This window comes from Hyphococcus flavus, from assembly GCF_028748065.1.
Lineage (GTDB): Bacteria > Pseudomonadota > Alphaproteobacteria > Caulobacterales > Parvularculaceae > Hyphococcus > Hyphococcus flavus.
Genome location: NZ_CP118166.1, coordinates 136701 through 161124, shown reverse-complemented (window position 1 = coordinate 161124; position 24424 = coordinate 136701). Strand labels below are relative to the sequence as shown.

At 52.9% G+C, this 24424-nt stretch carries 28 protein-coding genes; 20 read left to right on the top strand and 8 right to left on the bottom strand.

Annotated elements, in window-relative coordinates:
• Positions 1 to 33: 33 nt before the first annotated feature.
• A complete protein-coding gene (locus PUV54_RS00870; protein ID WP_274493625.1) occupies positions 34 to 1647 on the top strand; it encodes a phytoene desaturase family protein in 1614 nt (537 codons plus the stop codon).
• Positions 1648 to 1649: 2 nt separating this feature from the next.
• Here the strand turns inward: PUV54_RS00870 and PUV54_RS00865 are convergent, their stop codons facing one another.
• Positions 1650 to 2621: an NAD-dependent epimerase/dehydratase family protein gene (locus tag PUV54_RS00865; protein ID WP_274493624.1), complete on the bottom strand. Its 972-nt coding sequence runs from the start codon at positions 2619 to 2621 to the stop codon at positions 1650 to 1652.
• Between the two features lie 174 nt (positions 2622 to 2795).
• Here PUV54_RS00865 and PUV54_RS00860 point away from each other — a divergent pair, with 174 nt between their 5' ends.
• The 5 genes from PUV54_RS00860 (at position 2796) to PUV54_RS00840 (ending at position 6623) form a co-directional block, all read left to right on the top strand.
• Positions 2796 to 3974, top strand: coding sequence for a glycosyltransferase family 4 protein (locus PUV54_RS00860; protein ID WP_337999183.1), 1179 nt, complete (start codon positions 2796 to 2798; stop codon positions 3972 to 3974).
• Positions 3975 to 3983: 9 nt separating this feature from the next.
• Positions 3984 to 4970 carry a glycosyltransferase family 9 protein gene (locus PUV54_RS00855; protein ID WP_274493623.1) on the top strand — a complete coding sequence of 329 codons (987 nt, stop codon included), beginning with the start codon at positions 3984 to 3986 and terminating at the stop codon, positions 4968 to 4970.
• Positions 4971 to 5089: 119 nt separating this feature from the next.
• Positions 5090 to 5629 carry a translation initiation factor IF-3 gene (infC, locus tag PUV54_RS00850; RefSeq protein ID WP_274495204.1) on the top strand — a complete coding sequence of 180 codons (540 nt, stop codon included), beginning with the start codon at positions 5090 to 5092 and terminating at the stop codon, positions 5627 to 5629.
• A gap of 160 nt (positions 5630 to 5789) precedes the next feature.
• Positions 5790 to 6089, top strand: coding sequence for a hypothetical protein (locus tag PUV54_RS00845; protein ID WP_274493622.1), 300 nt, complete (start codon positions 5790 to 5792; stop codon positions 6087 to 6089).
• 84 nt (positions 6090 to 6173) lie between these two features.
• Positions 6174 to 6623 (top strand): ion channel, encoded by a 450-nt coding sequence (locus PUV54_RS00840; protein ID WP_274493621.1) that lies wholly within the window; start codon positions 6174 to 6176, stop codon positions 6621 to 6623.
• Here PUV54_RS00840 and PUV54_RS00835 read toward each other — a convergent pair.
• From PUV54_RS00835 to PUV54_RS00820, 4 genes are read right to left on the bottom strand one after another with little or no spacing between them, the layout of a single operon-like run.
• Positions 6620 to 7915, bottom strand: a complete 1296-nt coding sequence (locus PUV54_RS00835) for a TCR/Tet family MFS transporter (RefSeq protein WP_274493620.1) — start codon at positions 7913 to 7915, stop codon at positions 6620 to 6622. The two genes, PUV54_RS00840 and PUV54_RS00835, sit on opposite strands and share 4 nt — an antisense overlap.
• Positions 7916 to 7932: 17 nt before the next feature.
• Entirely contained in the window at positions 7933 to 9225 is a 1293-nt protein-coding gene (locus PUV54_RS00830; RefSeq protein WP_274493619.1) for an HlyC/CorC family transporter, read from the bottom strand.
• Positions 9226 to 9242: 17 nt separating this feature from the next.
• Positions 9243 to 10352: a 3-dehydroquinate synthase gene (gene aroB, locus PUV54_RS00825; protein ID WP_274493618.1), complete on the bottom strand. Its 1110-nt coding sequence runs from the start codon at positions 10350 to 10352 to the stop codon at positions 9243 to 9245.
• Positions 10349 to 10927, bottom strand: coding sequence for a shikimate kinase (locus tag PUV54_RS00820; protein WP_274493617.1), 579 nt, complete (start codon positions 10925 to 10927; stop codon positions 10349 to 10351). Before PUV54_RS00820 ends, aroB begins: the two co-directional genes overlap by 4 nt.
• A gap of 101 nt (positions 10928 to 11028) precedes the next feature.
• Between PUV54_RS00820 and PUV54_RS00815 the strand changes: the two genes are divergently transcribed.
• The 4 genes from PUV54_RS00815 to PUV54_RS00800 all read left to right on the top strand — a co-directional run bounded on the left by PUV54_RS00815 (position 11029) and on the right by PUV54_RS00800 (position 14916).
• Complete coding sequence (locus tag PUV54_RS00815; RefSeq protein WP_274493616.1) at positions 11029 to 11154, top strand: hypothetical protein; 126 nt, start codon at positions 11029 to 11031, stop codon at positions 11152 to 11154.
• Positions 11138 to 12904 carry a hypothetical protein gene (locus PUV54_RS00810; RefSeq protein WP_274493615.1) on the top strand — a complete coding sequence of 589 codons (1767 nt, stop codon included), beginning with the start codon at positions 11138 to 11140 and terminating at the stop codon, positions 12902 to 12904. Before PUV54_RS00815 ends, PUV54_RS00810 begins: the two co-directional genes overlap by 17 nt.
• 23 nt (positions 12905 to 12927) lie before the next feature.
• Positions 12928 to 13869, top strand: coding sequence for a site-specific tyrosine recombinase XerD (locus PUV54_RS00805; protein ID WP_274493614.1), 942 nt, complete (start codon positions 12928 to 12930; stop codon positions 13867 to 13869).
• Between the two features lie 75 nt (positions 13870 to 13944).
• Positions 13945 to 14916, top strand: coding sequence for an acetyl-CoA carboxylase carboxyltransferase subunit alpha (locus PUV54_RS00800; protein WP_274493613.1), 972 nt, complete (start codon positions 13945 to 13947; stop codon positions 14914 to 14916).
• A gap of 4 nt (positions 14917 to 14920) precedes the next feature.
• On the opposite strand, the gene PUV54_RS00795 is transcribed toward PUV54_RS00800, so the two are convergent.
• The 3 genes from PUV54_RS00795 to PUV54_RS00785 form a co-directional block, all read right to left on the bottom strand.
• A complete protein-coding gene (locus tag PUV54_RS00795) occupies positions 14921 to 15058 on the bottom strand; it encodes a hypothetical protein (protein ID WP_274493612.1) in 138 nt (45 codons plus the stop codon).
• A complete protein-coding gene (locus PUV54_RS00790) occupies positions 15051 to 15470 on the bottom strand; it encodes a hypothetical protein (RefSeq protein ID WP_274493611.1) in 420 nt (139 codons plus the stop codon). The genes PUV54_RS00795 and PUV54_RS00790 overlap by 8 nt, the downstream gene beginning before the upstream one ends.
• Positions 15471 to 15568: 98 nt before the next feature.
• A complete protein-coding gene (locus tag PUV54_RS00785) occupies positions 15569 to 16243 on the bottom strand; it encodes an alpha/beta hydrolase (RefSeq protein ID WP_274493610.1) in 675 nt (224 codons plus the stop codon).
• A gap of 250 nt (positions 16244 to 16493) precedes the next feature.
• Between PUV54_RS00785 and PUV54_RS00780 the strand changes: the two genes are divergently transcribed.
• From PUV54_RS00780 to PUV54_RS00735, 10 genes are read left to right on the top strand one after another with little or no spacing between them, the layout of a single operon-like run.
• A complete protein-coding gene (locus PUV54_RS00780) occupies positions 16494 to 16967 on the top strand; it encodes an Rrf2 family transcriptional regulator (RefSeq protein ID WP_274493609.1) in 474 nt (157 codons plus the stop codon).
• Entirely contained in the window at positions 16964 to 18118 is a 1155-nt protein-coding gene (locus tag PUV54_RS00775) for a cysteine desulfurase family protein (protein ID WP_274493608.1), read from the top strand. Before PUV54_RS00780 ends, PUV54_RS00775 begins: the two co-directional genes overlap by 4 nt.
• Positions 18115 to 18354, top strand: a complete 240-nt coding sequence (locus tag PUV54_RS00770; RefSeq protein WP_274493607.1) for a hypothetical protein — start codon at positions 18115 to 18117, stop codon at positions 18352 to 18354. Before PUV54_RS00775 ends, PUV54_RS00770 begins: the two co-directional genes overlap by 4 nt.
• Positions 18341 to 19861 carry a Fe-S cluster assembly protein SufB gene (sufB, locus tag PUV54_RS00765; protein ID WP_274493606.1) on the top strand — a complete coding sequence of 507 codons (1521 nt, stop codon included), beginning with the start codon at positions 18341 to 18343 and terminating at the stop codon, positions 19859 to 19861. The genes PUV54_RS00770 and sufB overlap by 14 nt, the downstream gene beginning before the upstream one ends.
• On the top strand, positions 19861 to 20304 hold the full coding sequence (locus PUV54_RS00760; RefSeq protein WP_274493605.1) for a cupin domain-containing protein: 444 nt from the start codon (positions 19861 to 19863) through the stop codon (positions 20302 to 20304). Before sufB ends, PUV54_RS00760 begins: the two co-directional genes overlap by 1 nt.
• A gap of 5 nt (positions 20305 to 20309) precedes the next feature.
• The gene (locus tag PUV54_RS00755) at positions 20310 to 20750 is read left to right on the top strand and encodes a RidA family protein (RefSeq protein WP_274493604.1); all 441 of its coding nucleotides are present in this window, start codon (positions 20310 to 20312) and stop codon (positions 20748 to 20750) included.
• The gene (locus tag PUV54_RS00750; protein WP_274493603.1) at positions 20747 to 21199 is read left to right on the top strand and encodes a YybH family protein; all 453 of its coding nucleotides are present in this window, start codon (positions 20747 to 20749) and stop codon (positions 21197 to 21199) included. The genes PUV54_RS00755 and PUV54_RS00750 overlap by 4 nt, the downstream gene beginning before the upstream one ends.
• Positions 21199 to 21945, top strand: a complete 747-nt coding sequence (gene sufC, locus PUV54_RS00745) for a Fe-S cluster assembly ATPase SufC (RefSeq protein WP_274493602.1) — start codon at positions 21199 to 21201, stop codon at positions 21943 to 21945. The genes PUV54_RS00750 and sufC overlap by 1 nt, the downstream gene beginning before the upstream one ends.
• A 5-nt stretch (positions 21946 to 21950) precedes the next feature.
• Positions 21951 to 23183, top strand: a complete 1233-nt coding sequence (gene sufD / locus PUV54_RS00740) for a Fe-S cluster assembly protein SufD (protein WP_274493601.1) — start codon at positions 21951 to 21953, stop codon at positions 23181 to 23183.
• Positions 23176 to 24417: a cysteine desulfurase gene (locus PUV54_RS00735; protein ID WP_274493600.1), complete on the top strand. Its 1242-nt coding sequence runs from the start codon at positions 23176 to 23178 to the stop codon at positions 24415 to 24417. The genes sufD and PUV54_RS00735 overlap by 8 nt, the downstream gene beginning before the upstream one ends.
• The last annotated feature ends 7 nt before the right edge of the window (positions 24418 to 24424 follow it).

Here is a 24424-nt window from a genome sequence, read left to right as displayed (position 1 = left end):
ATAGTCCTGATCCAACAAAAAAGGACCATTCGCATGACATCAATGGCTGCTTATGACGCCGTTATCATTGGTGGTGGCCATAACGGTCTCGTCTGTGCGTTCTATCTTGCTCGCGCGGGAATGAAAGTTCGCATCTGTGAGCGTCGCTCTGTCGTCGGGGGCGCCGCGGTGACTGAGGAATTCCATCCCGGGTTCAGAAATTCTTTGGCCAGCTATACAGTAAGCCTGCTCAATCCGCATGTGATCGCGGACATGAAACTCAAAGAGTATGGCCTGCGTTTCCTTCAACGGCCGATCTCAAATTTTTTGCCAACAGAAGACGGGCGGTATCTGAAGGTCGGCGGTGGGTTGGAGCGGACACAACAGGAATTCCAAAAGTTTTCGGATCATGATGCTGAGCGATTGCCCGGCTATTACACTCGTCTGGAGGCAGTCGCCGATGTGTTGCGTGATCTGTCGCTAAAAACGCCCCCCAATCCACGTGCAGGAATAAAAGGCGCAATGACGGCGGCATCTCAGGTCTGGCCTGCTTTGAGAGGTGGAGCGATCTTGCATCAGGACTTGCTAGACCTTTTTACGAAGAGCGCGCGCGGGTTTCTGGACGCCTGGTTTGAGTCGGATCCTGTAAAGGCGGCTTTCGGATTTGATGGGGTGGTCGGCAATTACGCCAGTCCCGACACGCCTGGGTCAGCCTATGTCTTACTTCATCATGTTTTTGGGGAAGTTGATGGCGTCAAAGGCGCTTGGGGCCACGCCATTGGCGGCATGGGCGCCATAACGCAAGCTATGCAAACGGCGTGTCTTGAAGCTGGCGTGGAAATTTCGCTCGATGCGCCTGTGCGAACGGTGAATGCAGAGTGTAACGGTGCATCAGGGATTGTCCTCGAAAGCGGGGAAGAGATCGGCGCGAAACGAGTCGTCGCTAATGTGAATCCCAAACTGCTCTATACGAAGCTAATCGATAGCGGGGCGCTCGATCAGGAATTTTATAAAAGAATGAAAGGGTGGCGGTGTGAATCCGGCACCTTCCGGATGAATGTCGCACTTTCCGAACTGCCGGACTTTTCATGTTTGCCGGGGAAAACCGTTTCTGAACACCATCAATGCGGCATCCTTATCGCGCCGACTTTAGACTATATGGACAGAGCTTTCATCGACGCGAAACGCGATGGGTGGTCTCAAAAACCAATCGTGGAAATGCTAATTCCTTCTACAATGGATGACAGTCTGGCTCCGGAGGGTGAGCATGTCGCGAGTCTTTTCTGTCAGCAATTTTCGCCAGAACTGCCAGAAGGTCGATCTTGGGACGATGAAAAAGAGAGCGTTGCCGATCATATCATTGATACGATTACTGAGTATGCGCCGAACTTCAAAGATGCTATATTAGGAAGAATGGTCTTGTCGCCAAAAGATCTTGAGGAGAAATTCGGCCTGATTGGCGGAGATATTTTTCATGGCGCCATGAGCCTCGACCAGCTATGGGCGGCCCGCCCCGCGCTCGGTTATGGCGATTATCGGGGAGCTTTAAGGGGCCTGTATCATTGCGGCGCCGGCGCGCATCCTGGCGGCGGTGTTACCGGTCTGCCTGGAAGGAACGCGGCGCGTGAAATATTGCGGGACGCAAGGTTACCGTTTCCCGGAAGCTAACTCTAGATTCCGTGGTAGCTGCGATACCACTCAACGAACGTTTTTAGTCCGGATTCAATTGGCGTTGAGGGATTAAACCCGTAATCCTCTGACAGTCTTGAAACATCCGCAAAGGTTTCAATCACATCTCCGGGCTGCATGTCTTGCATGTCTTTTTTCGCCTTGCATCCCGTAGCGTTTTCAAGGGCTGAAATAAAATCCAGCAGCGGTACAGGGGTGTGGTTGCCGATGTTGTAAATTTTGTGCGGGCGTTCATGCTTTGAGAACACGGGTGGTTTGTCTGCAATAGCGGCAACGCGGTCAACAACGTCATCGATAAAGGTAAAGTCCCGGCGCATCTTGCCGTGGTTAAACACCGGTATAGGCTCGCCCTTTATCATTTTCTGTGTGAACGTCCAGTATGCCATGTCCGGTCGGCCCCATGGGCCGTACACGGTGAAAAACCGCAAGCCGATCTGTTTGATCCCGTAAAGGTGTGCGTAGGTGCTGCTCATGAGCTCATCGCTCTTTTTTGTTGCAGCGTAGAGCGAAACCGGAGCGTCAACGGGGTCGGTTTCGCTGAATGGCGTTTTTGTGTTGCCGCCGTACACAGAGCTGGAGGATGCGTATATCAAATGAGAAAGATGGTCTGCATGGCGGCAAGCTTCTAACACAGACAAATGACCGAGCAGATTCGATCGCGCATAGGCAAATGGATTGTCGATTGAATAACGGACGCCCGCTTGCGCCGCCAGATGAATGACAACATCTGGCTTTTCGGTTTCCACCAATTTTGCAAAAGCAACCGCTGCTGCAATATCCAACTCATGAAATGCAATCTGCCCATCAAGGACAGCAAGCCGAGCACGTTTTAAAGCCGGATCATAATAGTCATTAAGGTTATCGACACCGATAACGTTCCAGCCCGACTTTGCGAGCCGCTTGGCCGTATGAAATCCGATGAATCCTGCTATGCCTGTGATTAGCGCTTTCATTATGCGCAAACCCTATTCCTTGTGGCCAATGGCTTGGTTCGCAAAAACCGCACCTTTTGATTGATATGAGGCATTCCGTCTTTTTCGCCAACCGTTAAGCCGGAGTTTGATGAGTTTTCCAGACAGTTGCAGCTCGTTTTACGCTTTCACATGCTGAAAACAGCAATATGATGGATGCTGATGACCAGATTTGAGAGCACAATTTTACAGGTAGTGCCGCAGCTTAACTCCGGTGGAGCTGAACGGACCAGCCTGGAGGTCGCAAGCGCTATCTCTCGGTCAGGAGGGCGAGCAATCGTCGTGTCGGCTGGAGGTAGGCTTTGCAGCGATCTCCAGAATGCAGGGGGCAAAGTCATCACAGCTCCTGTAAACTCAAAGAATCCGCTGACGATTATTCAGAACGGCAGCAGGCTGGCGAAAATCATCAAAACAGAAAAGGTTAATCTTATACATGCCCGATCGCGCGCGCCGGCATGGAGCGCGCTTTGGGCCGCGCGGCAGACGGGTATTCCGTTTGTAACAACCTACCACGGCGCGTATTCAGCCGGAGGCGCACATAAAAGACTTTACAATTCATCCATGTTGAGAGCCGACCGCGTAATCGCCAATTCAGGTTTCACAGCTGAACGAATTCTCGCCATTAGCCCGGAGATTGCCGATCGCCTCAGAGTTATTCCCCGAGGTGTCGACGTTGATCTCTTTGATCCTGCTAAGGTTTCTGCCGATCGCATTAACCATGTTACTCGCAGTTGGGGTCTTGGGGAAAATTTGGGCCTAAAAATCCTACTACCAGCGCGTTTGACCCCTTGGAAAGGGCATGAAACGGCAATTAAGGCGGTTGAGAGGCTTAAACGGGCGCTAGAGCCTTCCCAGGCCACTGGCCAAGGCCCAGGATTGACGCTAGTTTTTTGTGGGGGCGCGCAAGGGAAGCGGGACTATGAACGCAAATTGCGCGCAATGATCGACGAACGTGGGGTTCGCGCTATGATTCATATGGTTGGCGAATGCGCTGATATGCCGGCTGCCTATGCCTGGGCGGATCTGGTCATAGCGCCGTCAACAAAACCGGAAGCGTTTGGCCGGGTGGTTGTCGAGGCGGGCGCTATGGGAAAACCCGTTATTGCCACAGAACACGGCGGTGCGCTCGACACGGTTGTCGCCGGTGAAACTGGATTGCTGGTCAAGCCGGGCGACGAGGATGCTTTATGCGCAGCGATTTTGAATTTGCGCGGTCAGTCCGAGTCTACTCGCAAGGTGATGGGTGAGGCCGCCCGCGCCCGAGTTTCCAGCATTTATTCTTCATCTGCGATGTGCGACGCGACACTTGGCGTTTATCGTGAACTATTGGCGTAATGGGGCGGCATGTTAGGGCGTAAACAAGTCAATATTCTCGTCATTAAAACTGATGGGCTTTCTGCATTCGTAGCGGCCGACCCTGTTTTTGAAGCGATCCGAAACGAGAACGCGAAAGCTAAAATCAGCCTTTTGACAACACAAGGGCTTCAACGCATCGCTCGTGCTTGTCCTTATTTTGATCAGGTTGCGGCAATGCCTAGTCTGCGTGACCGCGAGGCGCGCAAGGAATTTGTCCGTCAGGTAAAGTCGTCTAAATTTGAGCAAGTCTACGACCTTTCATGTGACGATGAAGCGCGCCGGCTTCGCAGTGCATTGGGGCCGTTTGGTCCAAAATGGTTTTCTGTAGGGCCAGCGCCGAAACGCAGCAAGTTAGATGCAAGTGAACCTCTTCCATCTTTCGGTAAGTTGATCGAGTCTGCTGGTTTGACAGTTGATGATCGCCTGCCGGATTTGCGGTGGGCAGTCGCCGCACGCAAAGATAGCGCGAATATGCAGCCATCATGGTATGGGATATCGGGTGCTTTTGGTTTGCTGCTTCCTGGAGAAAAAGACAAGCGTCGCTGGGGAGCACAAGGCTACGCTGGTCTGGCCTCAGAGATGGTGCGCGCTGGCATCATGCCTGTATTGGCGGGTTCAAAGACCCTGCACAGTTTTGGCGATGAGATCGCGCATGACACACCGCAACTTGTAGATTTGACCGGCAAGACTGATCACTTGCAACTCGCTGCCTTGGCGCAAGAAGCGGCCTTTTTTGTCGGCGATTGTTCAGAGGAATTGCAACTTGCCTTGAGTGTCGGGTGTGAAGGGGTTGTCATTTGTCATGCTAAGGAGCCGTTTACCGCCAAAGGACGCCACATCGTGACGATGACGGCGCCTGATGACCCTTCGGCTGTCGATCCGATGGGTGTCTGGCGGACACTGAACAATATGGGGCTGGTTAGCCTCGCCGATCATGGGCCGGTTAAGCCGCCAATGACAGCCAATGCCCGTTGATTGATGGGCCAAAAGCCTTATATATCCACGCTTCTGTCGTATTTGGGCCAAACGGTTAACTGTTTATCACCGAACCAACGTCAGAATTTTGTCCTTTAGCAACCAATGGAGAGAAGTCCATAGCACGTAGACCATTTGCAGCCCCGCCCCAAAAATCTGACGGGCCGCGTATCAATGAAGATATTGATGTTCCGCAAGTTCTGTTGATCGATGACAAGGGTGATAAGCGCGGCGTCGTTTCCACCGATGAAGCGATTGAAATCGCAGCCAATGCGGGCCTTGATCTGGTGGAGGTTTCACCGAACACGACTCCGCCGGTGTGTAAGATCCTCGATTACGGTAAATACAAATATCAGCAGCAGAAAAAGAAAGCCGAAGCCAAAAAGAAACAGAAAGTCGTTGAGATCAAAGAAATCAAAATGCGACCCAACATCGATGACCATGACTATGAAGTGAAGGTCAAGGCGATGAAACGTTTCTTTGAAGAAGGCGACAAGGTGAAAGTTACCCTGCGGTTCCGTGGCCGGGAAATGGCGCACCAGGATCGCGGTGCGGATCTTTTAAAACGAGTGCAGGACGACTTTGAAGAAATTGCAAAAGTTGAACAGTTTCCAAAAATGGAAGGCCGCCAGATCATGATGGTTATGGCGCCCCGTTAACCTAAACAATTAAATTATCAGCACAAAAGCCGCCCGATGATACAGTCTGGGCGGCTTTTTGTGTGGCGCGGTTCGTCTGGCCCAGAGTTTGCTTTAACCTTGCTGGGAAAGTGCGCAACCAGAGGCGCCGCTGACTGGGTTAATGCTTATGGAAGCCTTGATGGAAATGCTCGCTACTGGATGGCCGTTGGCACTGTTTGGCTTCTTCATCGGAATTCTTGTGAGTGAGTTCACGACGCGCGCAAAAAAGACGAAAGGTATGGCGAGCGTTCGTCTTAAGCCTGGTGAGAGTCCGATTTCGGCCCTGCAATTAGAAATAGACAAGGCGAAACAATTGCTCCAGGCAGACGCAGAAGAAACTCGGGAAAATGAGGAAACCCTTAGACAGCTCGACGAGGCGATAAAACGCGCCAATGGGCGTCTGAAGCTTATTATGAAATCTGTTGACCGCTCTAGATAAGCGCCGATAAGGCGCGCAAGATTGTTTTCTTGATTTAAACGCAACATAGCTGTGATGTTTTTTTAGCAAGGGGACTCTGCAGGGATGGACGATCCAAACATTCATCATCAGCTGATTGTCTCGGCTATCGTCATAGCTGCAACGACATTTGTACATGGTGTATTTGTGGCTGCCGCCGCCGCTATATTCCGGGCCTCAAAAGGCAGCGCACGTGGTTTCTTGCGATTTTTTCGAGACAGCACTGCGCTAGTGCTTTTGGGACTCTGGTTAATGTTCGCACATATGCTGGAAATGGCCATGTGGGCCTGGACTTATCTTAGGTTCGACCTTTTTGACGGGTGGGAGCCTGCGCTCTACTTTTCGGCCGCAAGTTATACGACGCTTGGATTCGGGGATGTATTACTACCAGAAAGCTGGCGGTTGTTGTCTGGCGCGACCGCGGCAAACGGACTGCTGCTGTTTGGTTTGTCGGCGGCTTTTCTCTTTAACGCTGCGGGGCAGTTGCATCTGAGTGGCGCCAAGGGACGGCATTAGGAGGTTGCCGTTTCCTCAGTGTCATCGCGGGGGCGTTGTATACGGCCGAAAGCGATGAACAGCATCGCGATTGCGATTATTTCCAGTATTGATGCAAAAGCGAACGGCGTGCCGGGAAAATAGAAAGGCGCGCCGTCAGGCAACAGCGTTATATTGAAAAGCACATAGGGTTCGCCCGGCGCGGAAAACGCCGAAAATAACTGGGTCATCACGAACGGACCAATAATCATGGATATGCTCATCAGGGCAGCGATCGCGCCTTGCAACTCGCCTTGTGCATTCGCGGGCATTGTACGGGACATAATCCCCTGCAAGGCAGGTTGAGCGAGACCGCCTAACGAAGAAAAAGCGATAATTGCGTAAACCATCCAGCCTTTGTCGGCCAAAGAAAACAGGCAATAGGCGATCGCGGTGACAGACATGGCGAATATCGCTGCCGCGCGCTCGCCGATTTTTGGAATGACGATACGGGTTACGCCGCCTTGAACGATTGCAGCCATGAGACCGACAAACATCAATGAGGCGCCGATAGCGCCTTCGCTCCAGGCGAATTTTTCTATCGCGTAGTAGGACCACACAGAAGGGTAGGTCCAATGGGCGATTTGAGAAATGAACAACACGCCTGCAATCGGCAACATAATCGGGTATTGAGCGAACTGTTTGAAGCTGCCCAAGGCGTTGGCTCTTTTCCATTCAAATTTTCGTTTGTTTTCAGCTTTCAATGTTTCAGGAAGTACAAGCAATCCAAAAAGAAAATTCATCGCACCCATTGCCGCGACAAAATAAAATGGCATGCGTGGCCCAAACTCTTCTCCCAGGAAACCACCGATAGCAGGTCCAATAATAAAGCCGAGGCCAAAGGCGGCGCCCATCATGCCAAAATTAGCTGCGCGTTTTTCCGGCGGAGAAATATCTGCGATATAAGCATTCGCCGTTGAAAATGTTGCGGCAAATGTGCCGGCGAGCATACGTGTGAGCACGATAAGCCCCATAGTAGGGGCAAGGGCCATGACCAGATAGTCCATGGAAAATGCTGCTAAAGATGTCAGGAGGACAGGCCTCCTTCCAAAGCGATCAGATAGACCGCCCATGATGGGCATCATAATGAATTGCATCAGAGCGTAGCCGACCGCGAGGTATCCGCCCCATTTCGCGGCGTGAGATACATCTTCACCCGATACTTCCATGATCAGTTGAGGCATTACGGGCATGATGACGCCATACCCAATCATGTTGAGCAGTACGGTAATGAAAATGAACAACAGGGCGCTGCGGCCTGGCTTTTTCGCCATCTAACTTTCTTTCCAGTTTAAAAAGCGGATTCAGCAATAGGAGTGATCTTCAGCGCCGTGATTTGATTACGGCGCCGGCGAAGAATTTTAAAGCGAAAGCCGTGATATGAAAATGTTTGCCCGACTTCAGGAATTGATTGTGCTTCATGGATGACCAGCCCGGCAAGCGTAACAGCTTCATCGTCGGGCAGATTCCAATCCATAGCGCGGTTGAGGTCACGAATTGTGACATCGCCGTCAACATTTAGCGAGCCATCGCCTTGCGGTCTGACGCCCTGAACCGGACTGTCATATTCATCCTCAATTTCGCCGACTATTTCTTCCAGAATATCTTCCAGAGTGACAAGCCCCATTAATGCGCCATACTCATCCACGATCAGGGCGAAATGTTCCTGTTTTAACTTAAACGCATCAAGTTGCTCCTGAAGTGTTGTGGTTTCCGGTGCGAAATACGGTTCGCGGGCTAGCGCTTCAAAATCAACGGCGTCGGCATCGCCTTCCGCATCCCAAAGTGCTCGGAGCAAATCTTTGGCATGGAGAATTCCAATAATGTTGTCCGGGTTTTCTCGATAAAGCGGCAGGCGTGTGTGGGCGCTTTTTAGTGCTTGGCGAATGATAGCTTCATTGGGACGATCAAGATCGAGCATTTCTATGGATTTGCGGTGAATCATGATCTCTTCAGTCCGGATTTCGTTCAGATCAAGCGCACCGCGGATAAGATCGCGCGATTCCTTGTCAACGCGGCCTTCGGAATGATGCAGGTCAATAGCGCCGCGCAATTCATCCGCAACAGAGAAAACGGCGCTGTCTTTTGATACGTCAATACCGAACAGGTGCAGGAAACCGCGTACGATGAGCTGCACGATGCGAGTGATGGGAGCAAATGTGAAAACCACCCAGCGCATGATCGGCGCGACGACCATCGCAAAAGAATCAGGGCGCGAGATCGCTAATGTTTTGGGCGTGACTTCAGAGCATACGAGAACGAGTGCTGTCATAACCACCGTTGCGACTATATTGGCGACGCCAGCCTCGCCGAAGAAAGAGATTAGCAGGGTCGTTGCAATTGACGTTGCAAGAATATTCACAAGGTTGTTACCGAGCAGTATAGCGCCGATGAGGCGTTCTTTATCCCGGATCAATAAATTCACGCGCCGTGCGCTCAGGTCACCATCCGCTTCAAGTTTGTGCATTCTTGCCTTGGAGGTGGCTGTAAGCGCTGTTTCGGAACCTGAAAAAAAAGCTGAAAGAAGCAGTAGTAATACAATGCTTCCAATGGAAAAAAAGAAAGATGGTTCAAGTTCGCTCATGGTTTTCTCTATTTGTCTTAAGCGCCGATTTTATTGATCAGAAATTGTTTCACGTCGTCGTAGTCTGCGTCTTTCACAACCTTGGCCGCGCCAATCCCATCCGGAAGAATTAGGGTCAGTGCTCCCTGCTGGACTTTTTTGTCCTGCATCATGAAAGAGATAAGTTGATCGGCGCTGACTGGGCCTGGCAGATTATCGATGCCAATGGGCAAGCCCGATAACTTGAGATGGCGTTTAACACGTTCCGCATCGTTTGGAGCGCACCTGCCAAGCCGAACAGAGTATTCGAAAGCGAATACCGTTCCTAAAGCAACAGCTTCACCGTGGAGAAACTTTCCAGAATAGCCAAACGCGGCTTCAAAGGCATGACCGAATGTATGGCCCAGATTGAGAAGGGCGCGAGCGCCATCTTCTTTTTCATCTTCCTCTACGATCGCGGCTTTAAGCTCGCACGAGCGTTTTACGGCTTGTGTTCGGGTTGCAATGTCGCCGTTGAGAAGCGCGGGGCCGTTTGCTTCCAACCATTTAAAAAAAGGAGCATCTGCGATCAGGCCATATTTCACGACCTCGGCATAACCGGCGCGCAACTCGCGTTCAGATAAGGTGTTTAGAGCGGCAACATCGCAGAGCACTAGCGCTGGTTGATGAAACGCGCCAACGAGATTTTTACCTTGTTTGACATTAACGGCTGTCTTGCCGCCAACGGCGCTATCCACTTGCGCCAGCAATGTTGTTGGAATTTGGGCGAACCTGCATCCGCGGCGAAGGATAGAGCAGGCAAAGCCCGTCAAGTCTCCAATGACGCCGCCGCCAAACGCCAAGACCAAATCATTCCGTTCGATTCCAAGGTCCAGCAATTGGGAGGTAAGTTCTTCAAGCTGACCGAATGATTTAGTGGCTTCACCAGGCTTTAAAGTAATAAAGTCGAAACCCACGCTTTCAGCTTTAAGCCCGGCGATTAATCGATCGCCTTGAGCGCTGTGGACATTCTCGTCCGTAACGATGGCGACATAACGACGATTGAGAAACGGATTGAGCACGGCGCCAGCATGCTCGAGAAGCCCTTCTGAAATCAAAATATCGTATGAACGTTCGCTTAATGAGACGTGTACGGACTGCATAGTCATGAATTGTCGTCCTCAACTGGAATCAGTAGGCTAGGCCAGCTCTCCAGCTTTTCCATGATCAACGCAACAGTATTTTCATGCGGCCCGGGCTGACTATCGACATGAATGTCGGCGTTGGCGTAAAACTCGCTGCGTTGTTTTAGCAATCGTTCGATTGTTTTTTTCGGGTCGCCGGTTTTGAGCAAAGGGCGTGTTCCGCGCCGGGTGGCGCGACGCACAACAGTATCCGTATCTGCTTTGATCCAGATGGAAACAGCTTTTTTAACAATGAGTGCTCGTGTGGCGGCGTGCGTGACTGCGCCTCCGCCCGTTGCCAGCACATGAGGAGGTCCGTTTAGCAGGCGCTTCATGACTTTGGCCTCTCCCTCCCGAAAGCTTTTTTCTCCATGGAGCTCGAACAAGTCTCCCACCCTCATGCCAGCGGCCTTTTCAATTTCCGCATCAGCGTCGTAAAATGGCAAGCCAAGCCTGGGGGCCAGGCGACGGCCTATCGTCGTTTTGCCAGCCCCCATCATTCCGACCAGAACAATCGGCCGAATGCATTGAAATTGTGGATGTTTGCGCGTCTGGGCCATGACGGCTAGATGTAGGGGAGCGAGCCCGAGGATGCTAGCCGCTTATCACCTTTCCTATAGGCGTGCTGCGTGCAGAGAGGCTTTAAAAAGGAGTAGCGAGCGTGCGGTTTTTTGCGATTGTGCTTTTGATAGCATTGGCGGCGCTGATTGGCCTTTTCGTGTATGGTCAGATGCTTGAGCCCGAGACCCGGACGATAGAGGTGGAAGCGAATGAAGCCGCACAGTAAAAAGAGTAATACAAACGCCTTTGTGGCATGCCTTGCTGGCGGCTACGCACTTGCCGGCGCCGCGGTTGGCCAGATTGCGGCGCCTGAAACGGTGGAAACGGCCCAGTTGGCCACTGACGCCTTTGCTATCGGCGCATTGAAACCTGGCGAACCGGCGCTCCAGCCATCCTTGTGGCAGGACAGCGAGCCGCAGACCCTTGATTTTCTGCTTTCCCATGCGCCGACCCGTCCTAACGGGCCCAGCATGGGATTAGCCATGCGCCGAATCTTGTTGTCGCCCGGACAGCGGCCAGCAGGCGCCGATGCGTCTCTCGGCGGTAAAAAGCTGTTGGCGCTCGTGAAGGCCGGTTTCATCGAAGAGGCGCAGACCATTGCCAGTCTCGCAACGAGCGGAAGAAACAATGCCTCTGTTGCAGAAGCGCAAGCCGTCATTGGTTTGCTTACCGGTAATTTTGATAACTCATGCCGGAGAGATACAAATCTGGCTTCCGGCCGCGATGCGCTGTTTTGGGTAAGGCTTAGAGCGTTTTGTTATGCACGAGCAGGTGAGTTTGATGCGTTTGACCTGACTGTTAACCTATTACGGGAGCGTGGCGCTTTTTCCCCAACCGACGAAGCTTATCTTACCTCTATGCTTTCTGCTGCTGCCGGAGCTGCGCCGGATAAGACGCTTCCTCCTGCAGAAACAGCGCTTCACTATGCTGCGGCGGAGGCGGCGGGCTTGTCCTTGAATCCACTGTCAACACGGACTGCTGAAGGCGGGGTGGTCGCAGCGCTTGCGCAAAACCCTGACGCCGATCCCGCCATGCGAATTGAAGCAACGCAGCAAGCAATAGCAATGGGTGTTACAGATGCTGGCGAGCTCGCTCGAATGTTTAATACGCTAGAGTTTGATGTCGCTAACATCGCAGGGGCGGCTGAGGCAGCGGTAGCTGCGCCCGCAGATCCGCTATCCGATGCGTTGCTCTATCAAGCAATTAGCGCAATGAACGCGCCTGAATTCATCAGAGATAAAGCGGCACGCGTATCACAGGCTCTTGAGCTGGCTGATAGTTTTCATCGTGCCTATTCTTTGTCACTTCTTTACGCTGATGATATTGAGGCGCTAGAAGGTGTTCTTGTCGCGCCGACTGAAGCGTCATCGTTCGCAATGGCGCGGATGGCGGTCGGTGACAGCGTTGGTGCGGGGCGCTGGCTCTTGGCGATGATAGGTGCGAATGAGAGCGTGGCGGCGCTTCCTGAGCCCGTAGGACTCGCTTTCATTGACCGGGTAAATTTGTTGGCGTTGCTTGATCCGCAAACAGCTGCGCAGGTCGCTCGGCAAGCTGGCGTAGCCATACTCACTGAAGATCAGAACTTTACAGTTGAACAAAGAGCGCATGTAGATTCATCGGTAACAGCGCGAATCCTGGAGGCAGCTTTCAACGCTGTAGGAGAAGGCAAAGTTGGCCAAGCGGGGCTTGCCGCGTTAGCGGCGAGTGCAGGCAAAGCAAATAGAGAAGGTGAAGTCGAGCGCGTTATTATTAGTGAAACGCTCAAAACAGCCGGGCTTCCCGAATTGCAGCGTCGTCACGCATTTGAACGTGCCTGGGCGGCGCGATTGTCCGGGCGTGAATCGGGTTTGTCCGGTGGTGACGCGGCCTCAAGCTCAGAAGAGGCTGGGGGCGAAACGCCAACGCCTGTGTCGACTACGCCCCGTCAGGATGAGGAAGGCTTAATACCTCGTATCAAGCCAAGCCGCGGAGAGTGAAGAGCAGGTCGCAGGGTTCGACCATGTCATCTGAAGATTCCAATACGCGCCTGTTGGACGCATTTCTTGAAATGATGTCGGTAGAGCGCGCTGCCGCTGCAAATACCCTAAAAAATTATGGCCGCGATATTTGCCGGTTTGGTAGATTCGCAAGCACGCGTAAGGAAACGCTTGAAACCGCCGGCGCTGATGACATCTCTGCGTGGCTGGCTACGTTGGAGAGGGAAGGGCTTTCATCATCAACCGCTGCTCTCAAAGTGTCGGCGCTGCGACAGTTTTACCAGTTTCTGTATACGGAAGGGTATCGTGCTGATAACCCTACTGCCTCGATAGAACGGCCGAAAACGCAGCGGCCATTGCCAAAAGTTTTGAGCAGTGAGGAAGTAATCGCATTGTTCGAAGCGTCGGAACTCATGGAGGGGTCAAAAGGTCTTCGGCTGAGAGCGATGCTGGAGATTTTATACTCGGGTGGCCTGCGGGTATCCGAGCTTGTCGGTCTTCCGCTAGGAGCGTTGAGAAAAGGCGAACGCGTGTTGGTTGTAAGAGGCAAAGGCGATAAAGAACGTGTTGCGCCTTTGACGCAGCGGGCGGTTGAGGCGGCCGAAGCCTATCTGACCTGTCGCGACGAATTTCTTGAAACTAAAGCAAAACAAAAAGCGCCTTCTCCTTGGTTTTTTCCTTCACGCGGGAAAGCTGGCCATATCACCGCCGCGCGATTTGCTCAGATATTGAAAGACTTGGCGGTAAAAGCTGGTGTTCCGCCGTCGAAAGTCTCTCCACACGTCTTGCGCCACGCTTTTGCGACACATCTGCTTGAGGGCGGTGCTGATCTGAGAAGCGTACAACAGATGCTCGGACATGCAGATATCACAACCACCCAGATTTACACGCATATAGCGCAGGACCGATTGAAGGAGCTTGTTTTTTCTAAGCATCCGTTAGCAAAAAAGCAGGGAAAAACATAACACAATAGATTGAATCCTGTTTGAAAAAACAATGAAGCCTCGCTACTGTCCGCTACAAGACTATGGAAGAAAAAGATGCGTACATACCTCGATTTTGAAAAGCCGATTGCTGAACTGGAAGGCAAGATCACAGATCTGCGCCAGATGGATGGCGAGGCTGGCGTTAATGTCGATGAAGAGATTGAAAAACTTCAGGGCAAAGCGGATACTCTTTTGGCCGATGCTTACAGCAAGCTTTCTCGTTGGCAAAAGGCGCAAGTTGCACGCCATGCCGGCCGGCCGCATTTTTCTGATTATGTAAATCAGCTTGTTGATGACTTTACCCCACTTGCTGGCGATCGCGCTTTTGGTGAAGATGCTGCGGTTTTGGGCGGACCAGCGCGCCTGCGCGGACGTTCAATCATTTTGATTGGGCATGAGAAAGGTTCAGATACCGCTGGGCGTGTTAAACACAATTTTGGCATGGCGCGCCCGGAGGGCTATCGAAAAGCCATGCGTCTTATGGATATGGCGGAACGGTTCAATTTGCCGGTTATCACTCTAGTTGATACGCCAGGGGCATATCCCGGTCGCGGTGCGGAAGAGCGAGGGCAGGCGGAAGCCATTGCATCGTGTACGGAAAAGTGTCTTGGCCTCTCGGCGCCGCTTATCTCTGTCATCGTTGGCGAAGGCGGGTCAGGCGGAGCGGTGGCGCTTGCTGCGGCGAATAAAGTGCTAATGCTGGAGCATTCTGTTTATTCAGTGATATCGCCGGAAGGGTGCGCTTCTATTCTCTGGAAAGACGCAGCCGGAAAAGGTGACAACAAAGCACCGGATGCGGCCGAAGCGATGAAAATCTCCGCGCAGGATTTATTGGATCTGGGGGTAATTGATGGCATTATTCCCGAGCCAGTCGGCGGAGCGCATCGGGACATTCATCTTGCGATTGAGCGTTTAGGTGATGCCGTCGAGGCGGCGATTACGGAGCTTGAGATGATGTCGCCGGATGAACTCAAGCAGCAGCGGCGCGAGAAATTCCTGAATATCGGCCGTGCCGGGCTTGCATAGACCGTTAGTAGGCGAGGATGAGCAATGCGATCAAAAACAGTACGCCGGCGGACAGTGCATAGGGCGCGACCGGATTGTTCCTGACATCGTTTCTTTGCTCTATGTATTCGTTTTCATTGGGTTCGGATTGATCTTTAAACACCACTTTTCTCGCCTCGCTTTTGGTTAAAGGCGAGCTTATCACGCAATACAGTGAATACAGCTCTTGACGCGTTATTTTGATGGAGCTTACCACTAAGAATAACATCCCCGTTTTGTTTAATTTCAATAGATGAAGCTTGTAGAAGAGCAGAAGCGTTAGGGTCATTTTCGAGTTTAATTTTTGCTGCAGCCCGACCGTCAACAAGTCTAATGCTGCCCAGACGCGTTTCATTTGCAAAAATATCTGCGTTTCTGCCGGCGACCCCGCGTAGCAAGACTGTAAGGATGCAAGTTCCTGTGTTCCAGATTGCGACCGATATTTCACCACGTCCGGTGAAACCGTTAACACCGTCGAGTGACGTGCGCAGATGAGCGCGTTTTCGCGAGATCATGTTCGAAAAGTTAAACGGCACAGGAAATCCCCCCGGACTTCAGAGCTTGATATTAGCAAACTCTGGTCCGGAAGTGTTAATCCCTCGCAAAAGTGGCGCTTTATAAGGGGTTAACGGACTTATGCGTCGCCGTGATACTCACCTTCCGGTTTTTCATAAGCGAGCCGCATGTCGAGATATGCTTCAGAAGCTGCGATGAACTCCTCGATATGGGTCTCAAAGAAGTGGTCAGCGCCTGGCACTACTTGAAACTCTATTTTCCGACCTTTTTGCGTTCGCGTGCGCTCGACCATGCCCTTGGTTTCGTCAGGGGCGCAGATTTTGTCGAGTTCGCCATGGATCACGACACCCGAGGAGGGGCAAGGCGCCAGAAACGAGAAGTCGTAAAGATTGGCAGGTGTAGACCCAGCGATAAAACCAACAATCTCCGGTCTGCGCATCAAAAGTTGCATGGCGATCCAGGAGCCGAAAGAAAAACCGCCAACCCATGAGAATGGCGCATTCGGGTTCATTTGCTGCATATAATCAAGGGCGGTGGCGGCGTCCGCAAGTTCGCCCTGGCCCTGGTCGTATTCACCCTGGCTGCGGCCGACGCCCCGAAAATTAAACCGCATGGTCGAAAAGCCGCGCCGCACAAACATCTGATAAAGCTCATATGTTGCGCGGTTGTTCATCGTTCCGCCAAAAAGCGGGTGAGGATGGAGCACAAGCGCCACTGGCGGATTTTCGCCCTTTCCTTTTTGGTATCGGCCTTCCAGGCGTCCTTCGGGACCAGCGAAAATAACTTCAGGCATTGTGACCCTTTTCAATCCGTCGAGCGCTGGGCGTTTATATCCCCACGCATTGCTATTTCTATTGCCTGCAAATGCCGCAATTTCCGCAAAAACAGGAGGATTTCACCAGTATTTTTGCGGTGATAATGTTGACTGTTTTAGTCGGATTTCTTATCTCGGCGGCAAATGAGGTTAATCGGCGGGCGCGTATAGCACGTTTTCTTATCCGTGCCAGCCAAACGCCCTGCGGCGAAATTAAACGGGAAGCCAGATGAAACTGACTACAAAGGGCAGATATGCGGTTTCAGCCATGGCTGATATCGCGTCGACAGGCGGCGAGGGGCCGGTGTCCCTCTCCGATATCGCCCTTCGTCAGGGAATCTCGCTTTCTTATCTTGAGCAGCTTTTTTCAAAACTCAGAAAAGCAGGATTGGTTGAAAGCGCTCGCGGCGTCGGTGGCGGCTATGCCTTGACGGCTGTGCCTGCCCAGATGCGCGTTGCCGATATTGTCGCCGCTGTGGACGAAGAAATCCGCACTACCGCTTGCACGCCGGGATCTGTGACGGGTTGTCAGGGCACAAGCGCGCGCTGCCTCACTCATGATCTCTGGGACGAGCTTGGCCGTCAGATCGAAATCTTTCTGAACGCAGTGACGCTTGAGGATATTCTGGAAAAGCGAGTCGCCGGCATGGCGGCGGTGAATGTTCCCGAACGCGACAACAGAATTGCGGGAGCGGCGGAATGAAACGGTATTATCTGGATCATAACGCCACCGCGCCCGTGCGGCCGGAAGTTGTCGAGATTGTTGCTGAGACCATGCGTCAGGACGGCAATTCTTTGTCCGTACACGAAGAAGGCCGCCACGCCCACAAGCTTGTCGAGGATGCTCGCGAACAGGTGCGAACGTTAGTCAATGCGCCAGTCAATGGCGTCATCTTTACGAGCGGCGGTACAGAGTCGATCCATTACGCTCTGCATGGCGCGATAAAGCCGCATAACATCAAACGGATTTTCATAAGCGTGCTCGAACATGCCGCCGTTGGCGCCAATGCAGCAACGACAGGCGCGGAAGTGGAAACCATTCCGGCGCTTCCATCAGGCATCGTCGACCTCGCATGGCTTCGGGCTCGTTTGGATGGTTATGATTCTGAACGTGACGGCGGATTTGTCGTTTGCTTGATGTTTGCCAATAATGAAACAGGCGTCATGCAGCCGGTTAGAGAAGCGGCTGATATAGCTCATGATGCGGGCGGGTTATTGTTCTGCGACGCTGCACAGGCCGCGGGCAAGATCCCGGTGAACTTTGTTATGTCCGGCGCGGATATGATGAGTTTGACAGGTCACAAGTTTGGCGGCCCAGTGGGGATTGGCGCTCTCATCACCGGTCCGAACCTGCCGCTTGAGCCACAACTGCGCGGCGGAGGCCATGAAAGCAATCGGCGCGCGGGTACGCACAATGTTCCGGCGATTGCCGGGCTGGGGCTCGCCAGCGAACTTGCGAAACAAAGCCTCGCGCGTGCAGGAGAGATCGCGGCGCTTCGAAATAAAATGCAGGATGCCGCTGTAGCCGCTGGCGCAAAGGCATGGGGCGTAGATCATGAGCGCCTACCGGGAACCTTATGCATTTCAGCAGACGGATTTTCCGGCGCCACACAGCTCATGACCATGGATCTTGCAGGAATTTCCGTATCAGCGGGCACAGCGTGTTCTTCTGGCAAAACGAAACCAAGTCATGTTTTGACCGCCATGGGCGCCAGCGAAGAAGAGGCGAGTTCCGCCATTCGCGTATCGCTCGGGTGGAACTCAACTGAAGAAGATGCTGACGCCTTCATCCGCGAATGGCCAAAGGCTTATGAACGCATCAAAGCCCGTTTTGAGCAAAGGGGGGCGGCGTGATGAAAGCGAAAAGGAAAATGAAAGTGCCTACGCCTAACGAGCCTGTGGTCTTTACCTCACTAGCCTTTGGAGTTGCATTGATTATTGCATTTGCTGTTGCATTTGCGAATGGTGCCACGAGTCCGTTTGTCTATTTAGTAGTTACGCTAATCTTACTTGTGTTTGCCGGGATAGTTGCTGCTGCTGGGATTTCAGCAAAGAAGATGCTTGAAAAGAAAAACAATGTCCGAAGTTAAAGAATCCATATCCAAAGAGACCGTCGAAACAGCGAAGGCGCTGGAGACGTATAAGTACGGCTTCACGACCGATATTGAGTCGGTGAAGGCGCCCAAGGGCCTCAACGAAGACACGGTGCGCTTTATCTCCGCAAAGAAAGAGGAGCCGGAGTGGCTGCTCGAATGGCGGCTAGAGGCATTCCGGCGCTGGCTGACCATGAAGGAACCGGAATGGGCGATGGTGAAATACCCGCCCATCGATTATCAGGACGCTTATTATTATTCCGAACCGACGACCGGCGCGAAATATGAGTCGATTGATGATGTTCCAAAAGAAATTCTGGAAGACTTCGAAAAGCTCGGTATCCCCTTGAAAGAAGCCGAAGTGCTGCTTGGTGTCGAGGGCGCTGGACAAAGCCCCGGCGAAGCGCGAACTGGCGCCGGCGCACCGAAAGTCGCTGTCGATGCGGTCTTCGATTCCGTTTCAGTCGCCACGACATTCAAGAAAGAGCTCGAAAAGGCCGGCGTCATCTTCATGTCGATTTCAGAAGCCGTGCGCGAACACCCGGAGCTGGTTCGGAAATATCTCGGCACGGTGGTGCCGACATCGGATAATTTCTTTGCAACGCTGAACTCGGCGGTCTTTTCCGACGGCACCTTTGTTTACGTGCCGGAGGGCGTTCGCTGCCCGATGGAGCTTTCCACCTATTTCCGCATCAACGAGGCGAATACCGGCCAGTTCGAGCGTACGCTGATTGTCGCCGCGCCGGGCAGTTACGTTTCCTATCTCGAAGGTTGCACCGCGCCCATGCGCGATGAAAACCAGTTGCACGCCGCGGTGGTCGAGCTTGTCGCTGAAGACGACGCTGAGATTAAATATTCAACGGTGCAGAACTGGTACCCCGGCGACAAGGACGGTAAGGGCGGCATCTATAATTTCGTCACCAAGCGCGCTGACTGCCGCGGGGTCAATTCCAAGGTCTCGTGGACGCAGGTCGAGACCGGCTCCGCCGTCACGTGGAAATATCCGTCTTGCGTGCTGAAGGGCGAGGGTAGCCAGGGCGAGTTTTATTCCATCGCCATCACCAATAATCATCAGCAGGCCGACACCGGCACCAAGATGATCCATCTGGGCAGGAACACGAAGTCACGGATCATTTCCAAGGGTATTTCCGCCGGCAAGTCGAACTCTACCTATCGCGGGCTTGTCAGCATTCATCGCAAGGCCGAGGGCGCGCGGAACTTTACGCAATGCGACTCGCTGCTGATCGGTAATAATTGCGGCGCGCATACGGTGCCGTATGTGGAGAGCAAGAACCCGAAAGCGATCCTTGAGCACGAGGCGACGACTTCGCGGCTTTCCGAAGACCAGCTTTTCTATTGCCAGCAAAGGGGGCTCTCGGAAGAAGAATCCGTGGCGCTCCTCGTCAATGGTTTCTGTAAGGAGGTTCTGCAGGAGCTGCCGATGGAATTCGCCGTCGAAGCGCAGAAGCTTGTTTCCGTCAGCCTTGAGGGGAGCGTGGGGTGATGAAGTCTGCGTTGAGATTTTGTTTGGCGATTGCCGTATCGACGTTAATTCCAGCAATTGCCGTCGCGCAACAGGCTGAAAACCCGATCCCGTCTTCCGGCGGCGCGCTTGTCATGCATAAGTCGCTTCCCGATCCGCTTGAGGCTGGATGGGAAGGTGAAAAAGTCTGTGGGCTTTTGCAGGAGACGGACAATGTGCGGGCGCTTAAATGTACGTTTCCGCCGGGCGTTGGGCATGAACGGCACTTGCACGCACCGCATTTCGGCTACATCCTCGAAGGCGGGACTATGCGCATCAAAGACGCAAACGGAACGCGCGAATTGGAAACCCCTGCGGGCGCGTCATGGACGTCCGACGGCATCGATTGGCATGAAGCTTTGAACATCGGCGACACCGCCACGGTTTACATCATTGTTGAACCGAAAACGGCGACAAAGGAATAAACGGTATGAAAGCGGTTTTGACTTTTTTCCTCATCACTACGCTTGGCATAACGGCAGCCCTAGCGGGCGAGCGCGAATATCATCGTAATCCTGATCTGCCGGAAACTTTTCCATTCTCGTCAGCCGTTGTTGTGGATGGCGTAATTTATCTCTCCGGCGAGATCGGTGTCGATTATAAAACCATGACTCTCGTCGAAGGCGGCGTCGGGCCGGAAACGCAGCAAATTTTCAAAAACTACGCTGCGACGCTGGACCAGGTAGGCGCCAGCCTTTCCGATATTGTCAAATGCACCGTGTTTCTCGATGACATGTCGCAGTATGCAAAAATGAATACAGCCTATGCCGACGCTTTGCCGGAGCCGAAACCGGCGCGGTCAACCTTTGGCGTTGACGGGCTCGCTCTCGGCGCGGCGCTCGAAATTGAATGTCTTGCGGTAAAGCCATGATGCGCGTTTTCATTATAGCTCTTAATGTGCTGTTTCTTGCTTCATGCAGTGAAGCACAAGCGCCACGGCCGGATTTTAACGCTGCCGTTAAGGCGCATCTGGCTGCCATCAACGCGAAAGACCTTGAGGCCTATGCGCCAACAGTTACAGGTCGCAATGATTTGATGATCATCTTTCCGGAGGGTGAGGTTATCGAAACGACCGACGACGTCATAGGTTTTCATCGTGAATGGTTTCAGGACGAAAATTGGCGGATGGATATTGAGACGGTCAAGCTGATGGAAGGTGAAGACATGTCGGCAGCTCTCCTGAAATACGACTATCGCGATACGCCGGAAGGCGAGCCGAGGTCATCTTGGTTGCTTCTGCTGTTCCAGCTGGAAGGCGGCGAGTGGCGCCTGATTCACGATCAAAATACACGTATCACACAAACGACAGAAAACGAGTAATGCTAAAAATTAATGATCTTCATGTCGCGGTTGGCGGCGCGGAAATTCTAAAAGGTGTTTCGCTGGAGGTTCCCGCGGGCGAGGTGCACGCCATTATGGGGCCGAATGGTTCTGGCAAATCGACGCTTTCCCACTGCATCGCTGGACGCGAAGAGTATGAGGCGACATCCGGCGCCGTTACGCTTGATGGCGATAACCTGCTGGAGCTTGATCCAAATGAGCGCGCCGCGAAGGGTTTGTTCCTGTCATTCCAGCACCCGATGGAAATTCCCGGCGTGCAGACCATGAATTTTATTCGCACGGCTCTGAACGCCCAGCGCAAGGCGCGCGGTGAGGAAGAGGTTTCAGCCGCCGACTTCATCAAATTGATCCGGGAAAAAGCGAAAGTCGTCGGGCTTGATAACGCGAAGCTGAAACGTCAATTCAATGTTGGATTTTCTGGCGGCGAGAAGAAACGCATGGAAATGCTGCAGATGGCGATGTTCGAGCCACGCTTTGCGATCATGGATGAAACGGACTCAGGGCTCGACATCGACGCGCTGAAAATGGTTGGCGATGTTGTGAACGCGTTGCGTGCGTCCGATCGAGGCTTTCTTGTCATCACGCATTATCAGCGATTGCTTGATTACATTAAGCCCGATGCGGTGCATGTTCTCGCGGATGGGCGGGTTGTGAAATCCGGCGGGCCGGAGCTTGCGCAAGAGCTGGAAAAATCCGGATACGACCAATTTATCGAGGCGGCATAAGATTAATGGCGCAAACGGCAATTCAAAACCCCAGCGTATTTGAAGCCGCTCTAGAGGCGGCTTACAACACGCGCTCGAAAACCGGCGAGGCCCAAGCGGCGGCGTTCGACCGCTATGTGAAACTGCGCCTGCCCAACCGCAAAGTGGAAGGCTGGAAGTGGTCTGATTTCAACAACGTGCTGCGCAGTTTCGAGCCTGCGAACGATGTTTTAGATACGACCGTCGCGCCATCCGCGTTTGCCGGACTTGATCCGCTGGAATTTCGTATCGTTGACGGCCGCATCGAGCTGCCGGCGGAAGATATGCCTGAAGGCTTGCGTTACGGCGTCATGGATACGGTGGCGACGATCCCGGAATTGGAAAATCATGCCATCGCCACATTGAATGTCGCCATGACGCGCAAAGCGCTAGGCGTTGAGGTGCGGGAAGGCGTCGAGTTTGACCGTCCAATTCTTGTTCGTCACATCAATACCGGCGCTGGTTTTTCATTCGCTCAGACGATGATTAGGTTTTCGGAAAATTCACGTGCGACGCTCATCGAAACGTACGAAGGCGAGGGCGCTGGATTTTACTCTCACCTCTTTCACACTGTGTTACGTGATGGCGCTCAGATAAAACGGTACGTTCTGCAAAATGCGGGTGAACAATCTATTTCGCACGCAATCTGTGCCGCTAAGATCGATGAGCAGGCGCGGTTGGAACAGACTAGCCTGTCTACTGGCGGGCGGTTAAGTCGACATGAAAATCACTTTCACTTCTGGGCGCTGGACTCTTCCGCCATGGTAAACAGTGCGTCGTTGCTTGCTGATGCTCGCCATGCTGATTTCACAAGTGACATCAGGCATTTCGCAGGAAGCTGCCAAGCGCGGCAGCTGCACAAGGGCGTAGCAAAAGATCTAGGGCGAAATGTTTTTCAGGGCAAGTTTTACGTCAAACGCGAAGCGCAGAAAACCGACGCGCAGATGACTGCGAATGCGTTGTTGTTGTCGGATACGGCTGAAGCAAACCACAAACCGGAACTCGAGATTTACGCCGACGATGTCGAATGCGCCCATGGGTCAACCGTTGGCGCTTTGGATGAAGACGCATTGTTTTATTTGCGTCAGCGTGGGCTCGATGAGGAGCAAGCGCGCGCATTACTTGTCGAAGCCTTTGTCGGCGAAATCGTTGAGAGAATTGATAATGACGGTGTTCGCGACATCTTTGCACTGCGCGTAAAGGAATGGCTGGATGAGTGACGGTGCGCCTATAACCACGCTTGATATTGAGGCGCTAAAGGCGGAATTTCCGATTCTGAGCCGCGACGCCTATGGTAAACGGCTTGTTTATCTTGATAGCGCTGCGTCAGCGCAGAAGCCCAGGGCGGTAATCGACGCATTGAGCTACACAATGGAGCATTCCTACGCGAATGTTCATCGCGGTCTTCATCTGTTGTCGAATGAAACGACCGCGGCGTATGAGGATGCCCGCAAGACGGTCGCTCAGTTTTTAAATGCGCGCTCCGCTGATGAAATTATTTTCACCTCTGGCGGCACGGATGCGTTCAACCTGGTTTCTTATGCAATGAGCGTTTCGGAAATCGGTGAGGGCGACGAGATCATTTTATCGCTGGCCGAGCATCACTCCAACATCGTGCCATGGCATTTCCTCCGTGAGCGTAAAGGCGCGGTGCTCAAATGGCTTGACGTTTCCGATGACGGCGAAATTGATCTTGACGAATATGCTTCTTTATTTACCGACAAAACTAAGCTTGTCGCCATCTCACATATGTCGAACGTGCTCGGCGCGCCGGCGCCGGCAAAGAAAATGGCGCGTATCGCCCACGAGCATGGTGCAAGAATTCTGTTCGACGGCTGTCAGGCTGGCGTTCATGGGAGCGTCGATGTTCAGGACATTGATTGTGACTTTTATGTGATCACCGGTCACAAGCTTTACGGGCCATCAGGCGTCGGTGTGCTCTACGGTAAGATGGACGCGTTGCGCGAGCTGCCGCCATTCAAGGGCGGCGGTGAAATGATCGACATGGTGACGACTGAGACCGTCACCTATAACGATCCGCCGCACCGGTTCGAGGCGGGCACGCCGCCGATCCTCGAAGCTATAGGTCTCGGCGCGGCGTTGAAATGGATGCGAGGAATAGGCATCGATGCAATTACGGCGCATGAAGCGCGACTGCGTGATCATGTTCTAGAGGAATTGTCGAAATTGAACTTTGTGCGCCTCTATGGCCGCGCTGCTGATAAAGCCCCGATCATAGCGTTCTCTGTCGATGGCGCGCACCCTCACGATGTGTCGGCCATTCTCGACCGAACCGGCGTCGCCGTGCGGGCAGGGCACCACTGCGCGCAGCCATTAATGAAACGATTGGGCGTTTCCGCCACAGCGCGCGCTTCTTTCGGCGTTTATAATACGCATGAAGACGTTGAGGCCTTGATTGACGGTTTAAAGAAAACACATGAGATGTTGGGTTAAGTAAAGT

Excerpts from the sequence above, each read along its gene's own strand:
- PUV54_RS00870 (WP_274493625.1), top strand. The coding sequence starts at position 34 with ATGACATCAATGGCTGCTTATGACGCCGTTATCATTGGTGGTGGCCAT.
- PUV54_RS00865 (WP_274493624.1), bottom strand. The coding sequence starts at position 2,621 with ATGAAAGCGCTAATCACAGGCATAGCAGGATTCATCGGATTTCATACG.
- PUV54_RS00860 (WP_337999183.1), top strand. The coding sequence starts at position 2,796 with ATGCTGATGACCAGATTTGAGAGCACAATTTTACAGGTAGTGCCGCAG.
- PUV54_RS00855 (WP_274493623.1), top strand. The coding sequence starts at position 3,984 with ATGTTAGGGCGTAAACAAGTCAATATTCTCGTCATTAAAACTGATGGG.
- PUV54_RS00845 (WP_274493622.1), top strand. The coding sequence starts at position 5,790 with ATGGAAATGCTCGCTACTGGATGGCCGTTGGCACTGTTTGGCTTCTTC.
- PUV54_RS00840 (WP_274493621.1), top strand. The coding sequence starts at position 6,174 with ATGGACGATCCAAACATTCATCATCAGCTGATTGTCTCGGCTATCGTC.
- PUV54_RS00835 (WP_274493620.1), bottom strand. The coding sequence starts at position 7,915 with ATGGCGAAAAAGCCAGGCCGCAGCGCCCTGTTGTTCATTTTCATTACC.
- PUV54_RS00830 (WP_274493619.1), bottom strand. The coding sequence starts at position 9,225 with ATGAGCGAACTTGAACCATCTTTCTTTTTTTCCATTGGAAGCATTGTA.
- aroB (WP_274493618.1), bottom strand. The coding sequence starts at position 10,352 with ATGACTATGCAGTCCGTACACGTCTCATTAAGCGAACGTTCATACGAT.
- PUV54_RS00820 (WP_274493617.1), bottom strand. The coding sequence starts at position 10,927 with ATGGCCCAGACGCGCAAACATCCACAATTTCAATGCATTCGGCCGATT.
- PUV54_RS00810 (WP_274493615.1), top strand. The coding sequence starts at position 11,138 with ATGAAGCCGCACAGTAAAAAGAGTAATACAAACGCCTTTGTGGCATGC.
- PUV54_RS00805 (WP_274493614.1), top strand. The coding sequence starts at position 12,928 with ATGTCATCTGAAGATTCCAATACGCGCCTGTTGGACGCATTTCTTGAA.
- PUV54_RS00800 (WP_274493613.1), top strand. The coding sequence starts at position 13,945 with ATGCGTACATACCTCGATTTTGAAAAGCCGATTGCTGAACTGGAAGGC.
- PUV54_RS00785 (WP_274493610.1), bottom strand. The coding sequence starts at position 16,243 with ATGCCTGAAGTTATTTTCGCTGGTCCCGAAGGACGCCTGGAAGGCCGA.
- PUV54_RS00780 (WP_274493609.1), top strand. The coding sequence starts at position 16,494 with ATGAAACTGACTACAAAGGGCAGATATGCGGTTTCAGCCATGGCTGAT.
- PUV54_RS00775 (WP_274493608.1), top strand. The coding sequence starts at position 16,964 with ATGAAACGGTATTATCTGGATCATAACGCCACCGCGCCCGTGCGGCCG.
- sufB (WP_274493606.1), top strand. The coding sequence starts at position 18,341 with ATGTCCGAAGTTAAAGAATCCATATCCAAAGAGACCGTCGAAACAGCG.
- PUV54_RS00760 (WP_274493605.1), top strand. The coding sequence starts at position 19,861 with ATGAAGTCTGCGTTGAGATTTTGTTTGGCGATTGCCGTATCGACGTTA.
- PUV54_RS00755 (WP_274493604.1), top strand. The coding sequence starts at position 20,310 with ATGAAAGCGGTTTTGACTTTTTTCCTCATCACTACGCTTGGCATAACG.
- PUV54_RS00750 (WP_274493603.1), top strand. The coding sequence starts at position 20,747 with ATGATGCGCGTTTTCATTATAGCTCTTAATGTGCTGTTTCTTGCTTCA.
- sufC (WP_274493602.1), top strand. The coding sequence starts at position 21,199 with ATGCTAAAAATTAATGATCTTCATGTCGCGGTTGGCGGCGCGGAAATT.
- sufD (WP_274493601.1), top strand. The coding sequence starts at position 21,951 with ATGGCGCAAACGGCAATTCAAAACCCCAGCGTATTTGAAGCCGCTCTA.
- PUV54_RS00735 (WP_274493600.1), top strand. The coding sequence starts at position 23,176 with ATGAGTGACGGTGCGCCTATAACCACGCTTGATATTGAGGCGCTAAAG.